The following is a 15,859-nucleotide window of genomic DNA, read 5'->3' as shown; positions in this document are numbered from 1 at the left end:
AGCGCTTCCTTTTCGGCCTCAAAAGTTTAAAAACCCTGAATTTATGGAGTTTCCCTCCTACGGACTGCCTTTTCATGCTTCTGTTAATCAAAGCATATTCCCAGAATAAATAGCCAAAATTAATGTGCCACAATTCCAGAGGTAAGACTGGAAGCAGAGGATGAAGGAGGTCTTGGGATATCACCTGAAACTATCACGCTCCTCAATAATTGTTGGTAGGTTTGGTTACAAATACCAACACAGCAGGAGACTGGCAGATTTCTCAACTAGACATTGTCTTGAAGAGAATTGACCCCAATAATCGGCAAAAACTGCCATATCGTAATACTTTCTACAAGTACATCATTATGTCCGGATTTTTTTTATTTCATAGCAATGATGAGGATACACTTTGTTGGCATCTCAGGGCAGACCTATACAGGAAATCTTCCCGATTTTTGTAACTCCTGGCAAGTTGTGCCCTGCCATTCGAGAAAGTGGAAGGGTAGGGTTGCGGCTTGTTGTCAGACATCAGAACTTTGGTTACTTTAAATTGGAGCGCAGCCACAGTTAGTTGCTGATCCCCATTACCATAGGTGCAAACTAGATTTTTAACCTCCTCTTTTAGCCACTGATGGCTAAAATAATGCAGATGCAATTAAGTACTTAGCCTAATACGTTGTTATTTGTTTAACAGCACTGTTTAAGTTACTTTTGCCATTGGTCTATTTGGCCCGAAGCTAGAATTTATTCCTGCTGATTGCTAATTATAACCAGTAAATTGATGTTACATATGCAGATATAAGCAAGTATTTCTATTTTTTGCAACTGTACTGAAATAGTATTAATTATTGCCGCTACCTAAAATGAACAAACTGAGTAATGTGCCGCTATTCCAAAGACTGTGGAGGAGCATAGGAGCAAAGAGGTTGCGCGTAGATCCGGAGGGGCTTGTAGTCAGACATCGCGTGTAAACTACGCCCAAAACAATGCCCAGGGCCGTTAGGGGTAAAATTTCTGACAAGCTGAGGTGAGCAGCGGCAAATAACAAACTACTGACAAGAATCGATCCCCACACGGGTAAATAACGAGTTAGGGAAGGTAACAAAAAGCCGCGAAACAGAAGTTCTTCAAATAATGGGGCGGCGATCGCAGCTGTAAAGAAAAATATCCCCAAGGCTACACCATCTCGGCTTTCTAGGGCCAGTTGCAACAGCGGATTACTACCACCTTGTCCTTGCCATAGTTGTTGATTAATCAACGACACCAACACCACTATCGGTAAAGCTGTGCAATAGCCCCCCAGTCCCCACAAAAACCAATTACCTTGGAGACTAAAGGCAAACCAGGATTTTGGTAGCGGAAAAAAGCGCTTAATCGAGTAATACAGGACTAACAGCGCCCCTGAAGCCACCATCAAGTAACTAATCAACACGTAAATAGCCTGAACTCGCACATCAGCAGAACGCGGGATCGGGAGAAGCGCTAACAATGTGGGGACAAAGAGTTGCCCCATCAATAAAAAGCCGAGGACGAAAACCTGTAAAACTGTTTCCCAATCCCAAGGAGTTGTCCAAGCTAAATCGCCATTTTGAGCTAATAAAGCCTCTCTTCCCTTTACCAAGCGCTCTCCAACTAGAAAAACTAGTAGGATCATGCCGATTACAGCTGACAAGGTGGGAATTGTGGCAATCAGCGCTAATTTCACCACCGATTGGGCAGCAGCTTCTTGCTGTGCAGCTTTCACCATTGCTAAAGCTTCTTGGCGTTGCTGGAGTTGATATAGCTGAATCAAAGCTGTAGAGCGAAACCAACCTTCTAAATTCTTTTGAATCAGCTGTTGAGCATTTGGTAAAAGACGGGGGGGATTGCTCCAAAGTCCGCTTAATGCGATCGCCGTTTGCCCAAATTCTGGATTGACATCTGAGCGCTTTTCTAATTCGCTCCAAGTACTGATGGCGCTAGCTGTCTCTCCCTGCTTTGCTTGCAAAATTCCCAAACGCAATTCTAATACATCCAGCAATTTTTGCAGTTGCTTAACAGACTGCTGTAACTGTTGTTGCTGTCCCTGTCCAGAAATTTTGGTAGCACGAGGGATTTCCGGTAGGGGGTTAGTTTGTGTGGGAGCAGAAACTTCTTGAGATGGCAGTTCTGCTAGTTGTTTTTTAGCTTTGTCTAAATTAGTTTGAACAGATTGCAGCGCTTCCTGATACTGCTTGGTAGCATTTTCCAGAGGTTTCTCGTCTACTATAAATTTCCGAATTGCCTGGAAATTCTCGTCATTACTATCTTCTGGTTGCCAGGACTGCGCTTGCAGCACAATGTTTGTTTGGTAAAATTCCAAGTTACTTTGGAACTGAGGTTTTTGCCAACTGCTGAATAAAGAAATACTGGAAATCCAGAGTGCTAGCAGCGTCAGCGCAATTAAAAGCAACCGCTTAAGTGTCATCTATCCCCCTTTCACTAACCAATGGGCCACGCGTGCCCCTTGGAAATTATCGCAAGAAAAAGCAGTTATGTGGATAGATATGATCAATATTGTAAGTTTACTATAAGTCTGCGTTTGTTTCTGGCATTCCCACCATGTTAAATTACAACCCATTGCACTGCTTACCCTCCGCCGAGGATCTACCTGACTCCGACTATACACCTGTGGATAATGAACTACAAGATTTAATTCCCAGTTTACTCAAAGCCATCCTAGCTTGGATCTGGTCAAGTCGCATGGATTGGTTTTTTGGCATTGATATGGGTATTTACTACGTTCCCGAACAGCCACCAATTGTACCCGATGGTTTTTTGAGTTTAGGAGTTGAGCGAGTTTTTGATGAGAATTTACGTTTAAGTTATGTATTGTGGGAAGAAAAGGTAATGCCAATTATGGCGTTAGAAATTGTTTCTCACAGACGACGCGGTGAATATACCGACAAAAAGAAAATATATGCTGAGATGGAGGTTTTATATTATGTGATCTATAATCCTCAACGTCGCAGAAAATCACCTTTAGAAGTTTATCGCTTGGTAAATGGCGCATATATATTACAGCCAGGAAATCCTGTTTGGTTACCAGAGATAGGTTTAGCAATTGGTTATGAACGGGGAACCTATCAAGGAATTACGCGGGATTGGTTATATTGGTACGACGAGCAAGGTGTGAGATATTTGTCACCTGAAGAACGGGCAATATCTGCTGAACAACGCGCCGAAAGGTTAGCAGAAGAGTTGCGAAAGTTAGGGATAAATCCTGATAATTTGGCGTGATTAAACTTCCCAGCCATTACTGTAAAAGGTACAAGTCTCCGATACCATCAAATCTAATGTATGTAGTTGTTTTAAGTCTTTAACTGATAGATGTTGTTGAGTATAAAAGGTGATGAAAAAAATAGAAACAGTTGTGAATGTTACCCCAGATGGTCAAATCACAGTGCAATTACCTCCAGATATCCCCGCAGGTGGATATCAAGTAGTCATAGTTCTTAATGAAAATGTTGCTTCAGAACAATTAGTAGCAAAAGATAAATCAAAAACGTTAAAATTTTCAGCCTATCCTGTCGGTTTAGTTGCTGATAATTTCTCGTTCCGTAGGGAAGATTTATATGATAGATAAAGCGATTTTTATTAACAAGCCACGGAACTGATTAAATCTATACTTGTTTGAGCAGCTTGTCTCACATCAGGATGAGGGTCTTTTTCAATTAAACTGTTTAAAAAAGGAATTGCTTCTACAGAGTCTAATTCTCCTAATTCATCAGCCGCACTTTCACGCACTATATAATCAGGATCTTTCAGGCTTTCTATTAATAAAGGTAAGGCTTTTTCTGGATATAAAGTCCGCATAAACCGCAAAACGCTACTTCTGACATAAGGTGAAGAATGTTCTCGCAAACCTAATACAGACTTGACGCTTCCTATTACTCCTAACCTACTTAAACTATCTATTGCTTCCATAATAATTAATGGACGTTCATCATGGAGATAACGAACAAGCAGCTTACATAATTCAGGTTGAACAAAAGGATGTTGAAGTGGCGTTTCTGTCAGTGCAAACAGAATAGCTTGCAACTTTTCTGTATTTGCTTTATCACTTTCTTGCCATAAGAATTTTACCCCATCTTCTCCGTTTGTAGCGATGAGATGTGCTATTTCTTGAAAGTAAAGTACAGCATCTTCGCGTTCAGGTGGAGGAAGACGAAAATGCTTGATTAGCTGTTCTAGGCTCAGATGATCGAGTTCTGGGTAAAAACTCATTCTCTATCTCCTAATAATTCACTAAATATTACTCCTCGTAAGCTCTGATTTCATTAAGATTCATATCACGAAACTCACCGGGAAACTCTCTACCTAACTTGGCAGGAAGATTAGATATTTTAATTAATCCATTATCGCGTAAAAGATTAAGTTCTTGGATTTTTTCATCTGATAGCCTTAAACGATATTTATTTGCTAACCGTTCATATTGTGTCAAAATTTTAATTGCCTTTTTCGCTTGTTGACTTGCCATTTATAACTCCGTTGGGTGTGGCTATTTTTGCCACAACTGGAGGTAATCGTGAGAAGAGTGAAGAATTACAGCAACTCCAAAGCGGTAGTAGCTTTGCTAACAAGCGATTAGCAGCTAAAGCTAGTAGATTCTGGCGTTAAACCATAGGAATTTTAGCTTTCAGTTATTGAAAACTATAATATGCATGATGGAGTTGTGCAGTATCAACCACTCTACACAGCGTATAACCCGCAGATGTAGCAGTAGCTTTTAACTGTTTTTGCCAGAACACACCAACTTCAGCGAAATAGCAAGACTTTATCTACAGAGTTTCAGAAATCCAGCTTGTTTCCCTAGCTTTTCCTCTTTATATGTGCTGAGAAACTCTTCTAAAGGCTTTGCCGCTGTAATGATTAGTTCTACTAGGGAACTGAATCGCCAATAATATTTTAACATATAAATAGAAACAAACAAATGTTGGGTTTCGTTCCTCTACCCAACCTACGTAGACGTTGAGTTTTAGGCTTAACTAACCTGTATCGTTCTATACCTAATCTACCAATAAGCAAACTACCCTATCTTCCCCCGCACCCAAGCGCGAAAAGATTTCAGCAAAGCGATTTCTCCAATACTTTTACTTTGCTGAATAAATCTGCTGATATCACTTACTGAAACTAGAGGAAAGGCAGTACTAAACTCACATTCAATATATTGCCCTTCTACCAATCGATAAAATTTTAAAACTTCACCGTCATATCTCCAAAGTTCAGCTACACCTAAGGCTGAATATATATTAAATTTATTAACTGAACTGCTGGTAATATCAATTTCAATTGCTAAATCAGGAGGGGGATCAGTTTTTAAATCAAGTTCTAGCTTCCCTCTAATAGCTGGTTCATTCTGGATATAATAGCAATTATCTGGTTCTATTCCCCGCTTAGATACTTTTCGCTTCAAGGTTGTGGAACCAGCACTTCTAACTTCAATGCCTAGTTCTTCGGCTAAAGAAAATATCAAGCGGTCAAATTGAATTTTCGGGTTTTCGTGTTCAAAAAGTGGAGTCATGATTTCTAAAGTACCGCAGTCATAAGCAAACCGAGAACCTCTATCCTCACCTGTATCTCTCAGTAAGGCTTCAAAGGTATCCCAGCTAACGTTATGTAGTACTGTTCTTTGTTCAGCAGGGGTTGACTTGACAAGCATATTACAATACTTCTTCTGTCAGGATACTAGATAAAATTGCGATGATTTTACCTATATCATTAATATAATATTCGCTCAAGTCAATTTCAACCACCTGCCCAATCAGTTTTAAAAATTTCCAGTTAGTTCCTGTGGTGACAGTTCCATAAATTGTCTGAATGTTATTACCCTCGCGTTCATTAAACAATTTAGCTGCTAACATTTCAGTTAGTTAAATTGTGCCAAATATGGTTAATAATAAGTGGCACAATTAGCATAGGAACATTATCAAAACTAATCAAGGAAACCAGCAAAAAAGTCAAGGGTTTCTTTCAGTGCTTTGATGAAAACATCAATTTCTTCACGGGTGTTGTAAAAAGATAAACTTGCCCGTGCGGTTGCGGGAAGACCTAAATAACGGTGTAATGGGTGAGTGCAATGGTGTCCAGAACGGATGGCAATGCCTTCTTGATCTAATAATGTAGATAAGTCGTTAGCGTGGACACCTTCTGCGGTGAATGCTGCTAAAGCGGCTCTACCTTCACCTTTTGCATTTGGCTTAGGCCCGTAAATTCTAATTTGGGGAATTTGTTCTAATTGTTGGAACAAATAAGCGGTTAATTCTGCTTCGTAGGCGTGGATTTTATCCATACCAATACTACTAAGATAGTCTACCGCTGCCCCAAGTGCGATCGCTTCCCCAATTGCAGGTGTACCCGCTTCAAACTTATGGGGTAATTCTGCGTAGGTGGAATGGTCTAAATACACCTCTGCAATCATCTCACCACCACCCATAAACGGCGGCATAGATTCCAGTACTTCTAATTTACCGTATAAAAAGCCTATGCCTGTGGGAGCTAACATTTTATGTCCCGAAGCTACCAACCAATCACAGCCTATTTGCTGTACATCGATAGGCATATGGGGGACACTTTGACAAGCATCGATGAGAACTTTCGCACCGTATCTGTGAGCAACTTCGACAATTTCCTCCACTGGGCTAATACAACCCAAAGTGTTAGAAACATGAACTACAGACACCAATTTTGTTTTTTCAGAAATCAGTTGTTTAAACTGTTCCAAATTAAAAGTTTCTGCTGGTGTCAGTTCGACAAATTTCAGAACTGCACCCGTTTTTTGCGCCACAAACTGCCAGGGAACTAGATTACTGTGGTGTTCCATCACCGAGACAATAATCTCATCTCCAGGCTGTAAATTGCTCATTCCCCAACTGTAGGCTACTAGGTTAATTGCCTCACTAGCGTTGCGGGTGTAAATAATTTCTTGACGGGATGCAGCATTGATAAATTTAGCAACTTTATCTCTAGCACCTTCATAAGCATCAGTAGCTTTAGCGCTGAGGGTATGGGCACCCCGATGCACGTTAGAGTTGTACTGTTCGTAATAATCCCGCAGGGCATTTAATACGAATAAAGGCTTTTGTGATGTTGCCGCATTATCCAGATAAACTAAAGTTTTGCCGTTAACTTCCTGACGTAATATTGGGAAGTCAGCGCGAACTTTATCGGCTAGGGTTTTGGTAGGTGTGAAAGTCATTGTAAGTAGTCATTAGTTATTAGTCATTAGTCATTAGTCATTAGATATAGACTTAAGACTATTGACTGTGTTTAACAGGATTGTTTGCAGAGAGGGAACTGGTATTTGGTTGATGATTTCGGCAGCGAAGGCATTAACTAAAAGCTTGCGGGCATCATTTTCATCAATGCCGCGACTTTGCAGGTAGAATATTTCATCATCTTCCAACTGACTAACGGTAGCACCGTGAGCGCATTTCACATTATCCGCAGTAATTTCCAATTGGGGTTTGGTATCAATTCTCGCTTTGGGTGATAGTAGCAAATTGCGATTTAACTGAGCCGCATCGGTTAACTGAGCCGGTTTGGGGACAAAAACCTTGCCGTTGAACACTGCATGAGCGCGATCGCCTACAATACACTTATGCAATTGCTTGCTCACACCGTAGGGATAATTGAGAGCGATCGCACTGTGAGTATCCGCCAACTGCTTAGAACCTATCATCGTCAACCCATTGAGAGTAGTTTGGGTTTGCTCACCAGCTTGCAAAATCTCCAAATTGTGCCGCGTCAACTTGCCACCAAAAGCGATCGCATAACAAGTATATCGACTATCACGAGCTTGAGTAACCGCAGTCTTGCCCACATGAATAGCCCCTGCGCCCTCCATCTCAACCCTAGTGTGACTCACCTGGGCATTTTCAGCCAGCCAAATTTCCGTAACCGCATTAGTGAAGTAAACCCCCTCTTTCTCTTGTGGGGTAGGCAAGATGCCTGCCCTAAACTCCTCAACCAAAGTCACCTGGGAACCACTTTCGGCCACAACCAAACAACGAGGCTGAGAAAAAGTCGGCGTTTCACCCACAACCGAAACAAACAGCAGATGAATAGGTGTTTCAACCACCACATTTTTACCCACCAACACCACCGCCGCATCAGTCAACCCTGCGGTATTGAGAGCAGTAAACACCTCCCTAGCACCCTCAGATTGGGCTAAAAAAGGCTGTACAACTTGATAATCATCCAAAAGAGCCAAATTACTTACCACAATTCCCGGTGGTAAATCTGCAACAGCCGATAACTCCGGCGCATAAACGCCATTTACAAACACCAAACGGCTATTAGCAGCTTCAGGGAGAATATCAGGCTGTAGAGAAGTTGTATCTAACCTCCCTAAATTAAATTGCACCTTTCGCAATTCTGACAAATCAGTAAAACGCCATTCTTCCTCACGGGTAGTGGGGATAGTCGAGTGACGTACCCAATTAGCGGCGTCTTGGCGTAACTCCTGCAACCAACCCTCAGATTTAGTTGCAATTACATCATTTAACAAACTAGTCAGATAAGCATCTCTATCTACTAAAGCAGATGTTAAACCGACGGCATCCGAGTTAGAAACAGCGCTGGGAGAAACTTGAATAGACATTACACACCCACCCCAACCGCAGCATCTTCTACAATCCAGTCATAACCACGAGCTTCTAACTCCAGCGCCAAATCCTTACCGCCGCACATCAGAATTTGCCCATTAGCCATTACATGAACATAGTCAGGAATAATATAGTCAAGTAAACGCTGATAGTGAGTAATCATAATTGTGGCATTATCTGAATTTGCCAACTGATTTACCCCATTCGCCACAATTCTCAGAGCATCAATATCCAAACCCGAATCAGTCTCATCAAGAATTGCCAACTTTGGTTCTAGCAGAGCCATTTGCAGAATTTCATTTCGCTTCTTCTCACCACCAGAAAACCCTTCATTCAAACTACGACTAAGAAAAGAGGGATTCATCTTCACCACATCCAACTTTTGCTCAATCAAATCATCAAAATCAAAAGCATCCACCTCATCCAAACCCAGCCCCTTGCGACGGGAATTATAAGCCACCCGCAAGAAATCCAAATTACTCACACCCGGAATTTCCAGAGGATATTGAAACGCCAAAAACACACCCGCTCTAGCCCTTTGTGCCGGTTCCATTTCCAGCAAATTTTGCCCCTGAAAAATCACCTCACCACCAGTCACCTTATAAGCCGGATGTCCAGTTAACACCTTAGAAAAAGTACTCTTACCAGAACCATTCGGCCCCATAATCGCGTGTACTTCGCCAGAGCGAACTTCCAAATTCACACCCTTCAGAATCGGCGTCCCATCAACCTCAGCCGTCAAATCCCTGACTGACAGCACAACTTCACTATTTTCAATAATCATGTTCTCTCTCTTCTCTTCTCTTCTCTTCTCTTCTCTTCTTACTTCGCGCTCTACAGCCCTTTGGGCATCGCTGCGCGCGTGCGCCCTTTGCGGTAGCCTGCGGCACGCCGCTACGCGTCTACGTTAATACCCACCGCAACTAAACACCGAAATTACCCAACAGAACCTTCCAACTTCAGACTCAACAACTTATCAGCTTCCACAGCAAACTCCATCGGCAGCTGATTAAAAACATCCTTACAGAAACCGCTAATCATCATCGAAATAGCATCTTCAGGAGAAATACCTCGTTGAGCGAAGTAAAAAAGCTGATCTTCCCCAATCTTAGAAGTAGAAGCCTCATGCTCCACCTTTGCAGTATGATTTTGCACCTGAATATAAGGGAAAGTATTCGCATGGGCATTATCCCCAATCAACATCGAGTCGCATTGAGAATAGTTTCTAGCCCCTTTAGCCGTCGGATTAACCTTCACCAAACCCCGGTAACTATTACTAGATTTACCGGCAGAGATTCCTTTAGAAATAATTGTGCTGCGAGTATTCTTACCGATATGAACCATCTTAGTACCGGTATCAGCTTGCTGCATATTATTTGTCAGCGCCACCGAATAGAATTCACCCACAGAGTTATCACCAACCAAAACGCAGCTAGGATACTTCCAAGTAATTGCCGAACCAGTTTCCACCTGAGTCCAGGAAATCTTAGAATTTACACCCTGACACAAACCGCGCTTAGTGACAAAGTTATAAATACCGCCTTTACCGTTGACATCTCCCGCGTACCAATTTTGGACAGTGGAGTATTTAATTTCGGCATTGTCGAAGGCCACCAGTTCCACAACAGCAGCGTGTAGCTGGTTGCTGTCGTACATTGGCGCAGTGCAACCTTCTAGATAAGAAACATAGCTACCTTCTTCAGCGACAATCAAAGTCCGCTCAAATTGTCCGGTATCGCCGGAATTGATGCGGAAGTAGGTAGAGAGTTCCATCGGACATTTGACGCCTTTAGGAATGTAGACAAAGGAACCATCAGAGAAGACAGCAGCGTTGAGGGCGGCAAAATAGTTGTCAGCCACGGGGACGACGCTACCCAGATATTTTTTGATCAGTTCTGGGTGTTCTTGGAGTGCTTCGGAAATCGAGCAGAAGATCACCCCGTCTTTGGCTAGTTTGTCCTTAAATGTAGTGGCGATGGAAACGCTATCAAAAATCGCATCAACGGCGACATTTGCCAAGCGCTTCTGTTCTGTGATGGGAATGCCTAGCTTTTCAAAGGTTTCTAGGAGGGTGGGATCAACTTCCTCCAAACTGTTCAGCTTTTGTTTCTTTTGTTTCGGTGCTGAATAGTAGATGATATTCTGGTAGTCAATTGCTGGATACTTGACGCTGGGCCAAGTCGGTTCCGTCATTTTTTGCCACTGACGGTAAGCTCTGAGGCGAAATTCCAGCATGAATTCCGGCTCATTCTTTTTGGCGGAAATCACGCGGATCACGTCCTCGTTTAGTCCACGCGGAATCGTGTCGGCTTCAATGTCAGTGACAAAGCCGTACTTGTAGGGTTGGTTGACTAAGGTTTTGACAGTGGCAGTCATCGGTAGTTGTCTCTTGTGTTCGGTTCTAAATCTCTTTAAGGATGGGAGACGGGCTGTAGCTAGCCGATTCTCCTTTCGTGTTACCGAGTGGTCACACGGCTGTTAATATAGATGTGGAGAGTAAAACAACGGGGCTGTTGTTTAAACTATCTTCATTTTACGCTAGATTAACAACAACAATGTTGTTAAAGTCAAATTTTCTCAGAAATTTTTTAGGACGAAGATGGCGACTACCCACCAGTCCTCAACGAAGCAAGATATCCTAGAGTATCTGCTGAAACACTCACAAGCAACGGCTTTTGAGCTAGCGGCCATTTTAGAAGTTAGTCCCCAAGCGATTCGTCGCCATCTCAAGGATTTGGAGACGGAGGATCTAGTTTTGTTCTCAACGCCAGAACAGGCGGGGATGGGGCGTCCGCAGCATATTTATCAATTGAGTCATCAGGGACGCGATCGCCTACGTCGCAATGAAAGTGAACGCCTACGCCGTGCTGGAGGTGATAGCTTTGGTAATGGCTATGGCGGATTTGCCGTTTCCCTGCTGGATACCTTAGCGGAAACCGTTGGCCGTGACCAAGTTAAATCGATTTTACAAAAACAGTGGGAGCGCAAAGCCCAAGAATATCGGGAACGTTTGGGTAATGGTTCCCTGGAAGAACGTGTGGCAAATTTAGTAGAACTAAGAAAAGCTGAAGGCTTCATGGCGGAGTGTCACTCTGTAAAGGAGAATGACTCCCCACCAGGGAAATGCTTTATTTTAATGGAGCATAACTGCGCGATTTCCAACGTTGCTGAATCTTTCCCCAGCGTCTGCGGTCATGAACTAGAAATGTTTGCCGCAGTTCTCCCCGATTGTACAGTGGAGCGCACCCACTGGATTATCAACGGCGAACATCGCTGCGGCTATTTGGTACAAACGCAAAAGTAAAAGTTCCCTAAATAACCTGATTTTAAGATTAAGTTGTAGGTAAAATGGATATTGTCAAGTTTTGCCTACAGTCAGCAGCCAAGTTACTTTTAATTGGGATTTTTTAATTATTTAATATGGATATAGCACCACATCAATCGCCAACACAATTTTTAACCCTGGAAGAGTCAGCAAAGGTAGATGCTGCTTTGTTGTCTTCCCCAGAAAAGTTTTTAACCAGACTAACAATTTCATCCTTGAGGATTTTGCAGCATATCGCCCAAGATTACGGTATTGCTATTGAAGATTTGACAACAAAGCAAATAATTTCCTGGTTTGAGAAAGATGCCAAAATTAGGCGAGAGCAAGGAATTGAAGCTGCATATTTAAAGTGGTGAGCCTAATGAGTATATTAGGCATTGATGACCGTAAATAATATATGATACCCAATTGGGAATTGTTAGCCTAACCATCAGTATTCCCAACCCCAAATCTAAAATCCCAAATTGGTATGAGTGGACGGCGATTTTTTATCAGTCAAAGCTTCGCTATATTTGGATTAGTAGAATTATCTCTAGTTAGTTGTAGTTCTGCTGGCAATAACAGTCTCTTAAAAAAGGAGGCGAAAAGCATGAAATTGGCAAGCAGCGCCTTTGAAAATAATGGGTTAATTCCTGCACAATACACCTGTGATGGTGCAGATATTTCTCCACCCCTGATCTGGGATGAAGTCCCCAGAGAAACACAAAGCCTCGCATTAATTGTGGATGATCCAGATGCACCTGGAAAGATATTTGTTCATTGGGTGGTTTATGACATTCCCCCTACAGCTGGCCAACTACCAGAGCAAATTTCCTCGATCAAAACTCTACCTAATGGCGGCGTCCAGGGAAAAAATGATTTTGGCAAATTTGGTTATGGTGGCCCTTGTCCACCCAGTGGCATCCATCGGTACTTTTTTCGACTTTATGCCCTAGATCAAAAGTTGCGTTTAGCAGCAGGTGCTAGCAAAAACCAAATTTTGGCAGCAATGGAGGGTCATGTTTTGGCTTCGTCAGAATTAATTGGACGCTACAAACGCCAGCGTTAAAGAATAAAAAGCACCTTTTTCCACAAGGTGCTTTCAAAATTGAATATGTTAACCCCCTTTGGGGAAATTCAAATCTTTTTTTTGAATTTTGCATTTTGAATGGGAGGAAAGGGATGGTTACGGATTATAACTGTTAGTACGAGGAGTGCGAGCACCGACGACTGCACCCATCAGCGCTGAGGCTAAACCCAACAAGGAACCAAATACAAACCACAATAAAGCTCTAGAGGTTGCAGCAGCAATATCGCGGGCTTGTTCAGCAGTGAGTCTCGGTAGGTTTTGTTGTGGTACCTGGTTGATCACTACCGCAGTATTGGGAGCAGCAACACCAAAAGCACCCCACACTCCATTTGCTAACAGGAAAGAGCTAACTGCTAAAGTAGTTGCCCAGAGAATTGCGCCGTTGAGGAGAGCGGTATTGCGGTTCATTGGCCCACAAGCACGGGTTGTCACCCAACCGCCAATAAATAGGGAAATCAACAACGCGACAGTTGACCACAGCCCCACGTTAGTTGCAATTTCAGGTGTAATTGTTCTTGGTGCGCCTGATTGGGCGATTGTGCCTGCACCAATTGCGCCAAACAAGGAACTCAAAATAAATTGAGTGGCTAAAGCAACTAAAACGCCGGAAATTATCGGCCCCCAGCGAACGCGATCGCGGTATTCACTAACTCGAGATGCGATCGCTGGCTCAGGAGGAATAAGATCATCACCTACCCGATTTATGTATGACATACTTTATTTTCTCCCTTGCTATTTCAGCAAAGTTGTTCAGGTATATTCATGCTTATATTTAAAATTAAATTGCTGGTGATGAGATTTATTATCTATCAATAGAAAGAGTTAGTTGCTCTGTCTGTAGTCATAACAGATTACAGAGAGCAATAATATTCAATCTAACTTAGTCAATCTTGATATTTTATCGATGATCATCTCCTAAAAAATATCAATAAAAATTCAAATTTCAATGAGACTTTAGGAGGAATTTATCAAAATTTTTATTTTGGCTGCAACGAGCATAAACGCTCTTATTTAACGAACTTTTACAGCTGTGCCTGTAGCAGTAATCAGCAACAAAACTCCGGACTGGTCAACATTGATTGTACCAGTATCAATTTGAATACCGATTACAGCATCTGCGCCTAAACGCAGGGCCCGTTGTTCTAATTCTTCAAGTGCCTTTCGTTGTCCTTGCTCAAATAAACGCTCGTAGCTACCGGTGCGTCCACCAACAATATCTCGAATGCTAGCCAAAAAATCCCGCAGGAAATTACTACCATAGACGACTTCAGCAGTTACAATACCTAAGTATGACTGAATCACAGCCCCTTGAATTACATCAGTGGTAGTTAAAAGCATAAATTAGCCTCACAAATTGCATTCTAGATTTAGAATACAACCAGGCGCTCAGTTTTGGTATCCCTGAGCATTAGGCAGGAACTCAAGGGAAACTTCACGTTTACAGTTGATCCTCAGTTGAAAATTCCCTGGCTAATTTCAAAAAAAAGTCCCATCAGCCGCCAGATATCTCTAAATTATTGATAATTGACGACCATTGATTTTTACGTAGATACTCGGAGTAATGATTCTAACTAGAGAAAACAAATTTTCCAGGCTGATTAATATTTCGTAAATGTGAGTAAATACAGTTTTCAAAACTCAATATTTTTGTTTTAATGTACAAGAAAAAAGCTCCTGATAATAATCGAAACTTGACTATGTACAAACAAGCATCATTTGTAGTTAGTGTCCTATTATTAGGATGTATCGCTACCACAATACCCTCGGTTGCTCAGGCTGAGGTATTGATGGCGCAAGCCAGCGACTCTGAATTAAAGCAACTGTTGGAAGAAGGACGGAGGCTAGTAAATGCTGGTGATTATAATGGAGCGATCGCTATTTATCAGCAAGCCGCAAGTCTAGCTCCCAGGAATGCCAAAATTTATTCTGGGATTGGCTACTCCTATGCCCAACAAAATAATTTTCCTCAGGCTTTAGCTGCTTACCGTCGGGCGATCGCCATCGATCCCAACAATGGCGATTTTTACTACGCTGTGGGTTATATCAAAGGTAATCTGGGAGACACCCCAGGAGCTAAAGAAGCTTACCGTCGCTCCATCCAGCTGAACCGCAACAATGTTAATGCCTATTTGGGATTAGGTGTGACGCAATCCACTCTGGGTGACTATGAATCAGCTATGTGGGCTTATGAGCAAGCAATTAACCTGGATAAGAACAATGCCCGCACTTATGAGTTGATGGGTTCAATGTTTAAAAAGCGCCGGCAAGCCAAACAAGCAAACAGCGTGCTTCAAAAAGCTCGTGATTTATACCAGCGGGGCAATGATTCAGATAGCGTAGATAGAGTAGAAGCCATGCTGCGAGAGTTAGGTGTGTGAGGTTAATCTAACTCGCATCCCGTTAATTCCATGAAAATATCTTCTAGGTTAGAGGGACGCACCATCATGTCGGTTTTATGGTTGTTGATCTAGAGGGTAATGAGTTTTACCCATTACCCATTACCCATTACAAGAAACAGACGGGAGTTTGAAAGCCCCGGAGGAACAGGCGCACAGCGCCATACTCCGTACTTCAGACCGGGGATGAAAAACGACTCGGTAGGCTTTAGCCTACCTGTAATATATCTGTAATTTCAGGTAGAGTATCAAGCAATTCCTCTACAACTTGGGTAATAGTTGTATCTTTTTTTGCAGCATACAACCGCAGTTTATTCATTCTGCGTTCGGTAATTCTAATGTGTAATTCTTTTTTTGTCATATATGACACAATGACGACACACTTATGTTAGCATACAGGTAAGGAGGCAAAACAAATGTATGGATGCCAGCAAAATTTAATTAATCCAAATGAAGAGTTAAA

At 42.2% G+C, this 15,859-nt stretch carries 19 protein-coding genes; 7 read left to right on the top strand and 12 right to left on the bottom strand.

Translation table 11 applies throughout. The features are described 5' to 3' along the window. Window positions 1-823 precede the first annotated feature (823 nt). Complete coding sequence (locus tag H6G32_RS22125) at window positions 824-2,428, bottom strand: CPBP family intramembrane glutamic endopeptidase (protein ID WP_190462200.1); 1,605 nt, start codon at window positions 2,426-2,428, stop codon at window positions 824-826. Window positions 2,429-2,562: 134 nt separating this feature from the next. Here H6G32_RS22125 and H6G32_RS22120 point away from each other — a divergent pair, with 134 nt between their 5' ends. Then, the gene (locus H6G32_RS22120) at window positions 2,563-3,240 is read left to right on the top strand and encodes a Uma2 family endonuclease (protein ID WP_190462197.1); all 678 of its coding nucleotides are present in this window, start codon (window positions 2,563-2,565) and stop codon (window positions 3,238-3,240) included. 112 nt (window positions 3,241-3,352) lie between these two features. Next, complete coding sequence (locus H6G32_RS22115) at window positions 3,353-3,586, top strand: hypothetical protein (RefSeq protein WP_190462195.1); 234 nt, start codon at window positions 3,353-3,355, stop codon at window positions 3,584-3,586. Between the two features lie 11 nt (window positions 3,587-3,597). Here H6G32_RS22115 and H6G32_RS22110 read toward each other — a convergent pair whose 3' ends face one another. Both H6G32_RS22110 and H6G32_RS22105 read right to left on the bottom strand, forming a co-directional pair. Next, on the bottom strand, window positions 3,598-4,227 hold the full coding sequence (locus H6G32_RS22110) for a HEAT repeat domain-containing protein (protein WP_190462194.1): 630 nt from the start codon (window positions 4,225-4,227) through the stop codon (window positions 3,598-3,600). A gap of 28 nt (window positions 4,228-4,255) precedes the next feature. Continuing rightward, on the bottom strand, window positions 4,256-4,480 hold the full coding sequence (locus tag H6G32_RS22105; RefSeq protein WP_190462191.1) for a hypothetical protein: 225 nt from the start codon (window positions 4,478-4,480) through the stop codon (window positions 4,256-4,258). Between H6G32_RS22105 and H6G32_RS26555 the strand changes: the two genes are divergently transcribed. Continuing rightward, a complete protein-coding gene (locus H6G32_RS26555) occupies window positions 4,474-4,620 on the top strand; it encodes a hypothetical protein (RefSeq protein ID WP_206757977.1) in 147 nt (48 codons plus the stop codon). The genes H6G32_RS22105 and H6G32_RS26555 overlap by 7 nt on opposite strands. A 409-nt stretch (window positions 4,621-5,029) precedes the next feature. On the opposite strand, the gene H6G32_RS22100 is transcribed toward H6G32_RS26555, so the two are convergent. The 6 genes from H6G32_RS22100 to sufB form a co-directional block, all read right to left on the bottom strand. Continuing rightward, a complete protein-coding gene (locus tag H6G32_RS22100; protein ID WP_190462189.1) occupies window positions 5,030-5,662 on the bottom strand; it encodes a Uma2 family endonuclease in 633 nt (210 codons plus the stop codon). Between the two features lies 1 nt (window position 5,663). Next, window positions 5,664-5,864, bottom strand: a complete 201-nt coding sequence (locus H6G32_RS22095) for a hypothetical protein (RefSeq protein ID WP_242046690.1) — start codon at window positions 5,862-5,864, stop codon at window positions 5,664-5,666. Between the two features lie 71 nt (window positions 5,865-5,935). Next, complete coding sequence (locus H6G32_RS22090) at window positions 5,936-7,198, bottom strand: cysteine desulfurase (protein ID WP_190462187.1); 1,263 nt, start codon at window positions 7,196-7,198, stop codon at window positions 5,936-5,938. Window positions 7,199-7,231: 33 nt separating this feature from the next. Next, on the bottom strand, window positions 7,232-8,602 hold the full coding sequence (gene sufD / locus H6G32_RS22085; protein ID WP_190462185.1) for a Fe-S cluster assembly protein SufD: 1,371 nt from the start codon (window positions 8,600-8,602) through the stop codon (window positions 7,232-7,234). Then, complete coding sequence (gene sufC, locus H6G32_RS22080; RefSeq protein WP_190462182.1) at window positions 8,602-9,390, bottom strand: Fe-S cluster assembly ATPase SufC; 789 nt, start codon at window positions 9,388-9,390, stop codon at window positions 8,602-8,604. The genes sufD and sufC overlap by 1 nt, the downstream gene beginning before the upstream one ends. Window positions 9,391-9,542: 152 nt before the next feature. Beyond that, window positions 9,543-10,982: a Fe-S cluster assembly protein SufB gene (sufB, locus tag H6G32_RS22075; RefSeq protein WP_190462181.1), complete on the bottom strand. Its 1,440-nt coding sequence runs from the start codon at window positions 10,980-10,982 to the stop codon at window positions 9,543-9,545. Between the two features lie 223 nt (window positions 10,983-11,205). Between sufB and sufR the strand changes: the two genes are divergently transcribed. The 3 genes from sufR (at window position 11,206) to H6G32_RS22060 (ending at window position 12,979) form a co-directional block, all read left to right on the top strand. Beyond that, entirely contained in the window at window positions 11,206-11,910 is a 705-nt protein-coding gene (gene sufR, locus H6G32_RS22070; RefSeq protein WP_190462180.1) for an iron-sulfur cluster biosynthesis transcriptional regulator SufR, read from the top strand. A gap of 116 nt (window positions 11,911-12,026) precedes the next feature. Beyond that, the gene (locus tag H6G32_RS22065) at window positions 12,027-12,287 is read left to right on the top strand and encodes a hypothetical protein (protein ID WP_190462178.1); all 261 of its coding nucleotides are present in this window, start codon (window positions 12,027-12,029) and stop codon (window positions 12,285-12,287) included. Window positions 12,288-12,520: 233 nt separating this feature from the next. Next, window positions 12,521-12,979: a YbhB/YbcL family Raf kinase inhibitor-like protein gene (locus tag H6G32_RS22060; protein ID WP_375539815.1), complete on the top strand. Its 459-nt coding sequence runs from the start codon at window positions 12,521-12,523 to the stop codon at window positions 12,977-12,979. A gap of 117 nt (window positions 12,980-13,096) precedes the next feature. Here H6G32_RS22060 and H6G32_RS22055 read toward each other — a convergent pair whose 3' ends face one another. Next, window positions 13,097-13,714, bottom strand: a complete 618-nt coding sequence (locus tag H6G32_RS22055) for a hypothetical protein (RefSeq protein ID WP_190462173.1) — start codon at window positions 13,712-13,714, stop codon at window positions 13,097-13,099. Window positions 13,715-14,011: 297 nt separating this feature from the next. Beyond that, complete coding sequence (locus H6G32_RS22050; protein ID WP_190462171.1) at window positions 14,012-14,338, bottom strand: YbjQ family protein; 327 nt, start codon at window positions 14,336-14,338, stop codon at window positions 14,012-14,014. A gap of 359 nt (window positions 14,339-14,697) precedes the next feature. Here H6G32_RS22050 and H6G32_RS22045 point away from each other — a divergent pair, with 359 nt between their 5' ends. After that, a complete protein-coding gene (locus H6G32_RS22045) occupies window positions 14,698-15,378 on the top strand; it encodes a tetratricopeptide repeat protein (protein ID WP_190462170.1) in 681 nt (226 codons plus the stop codon). A 226-nt stretch (window positions 15,379-15,604) separates the two neighbouring features. On the opposite strand, the gene H6G32_RS22040 is transcribed toward H6G32_RS22045, so the two are convergent. Continuing rightward, the gene (locus H6G32_RS22040) at window positions 15,605-15,757 is read right to left on the bottom strand and encodes a hypothetical protein (protein ID WP_190461469.1); all 153 of its coding nucleotides are present in this window, start codon (window positions 15,755-15,757) and stop codon (window positions 15,605-15,607) included. Between the last annotated feature and the right edge of the window lie 102 nt (window positions 15,758-15,859).

The sequence above is a fragment of the Cylindrospermum sp. FACHB-282 genome, from assembly GCF_014697195.1.
Classification (GTDB): Bacteria; Cyanobacteriota; Cyanobacteriia; order Cyanobacteriales; family Nostocaceae; genus Cylindrospermum.
This window is presented reverse-complemented; position numbering and strand designations above follow the sequence as displayed.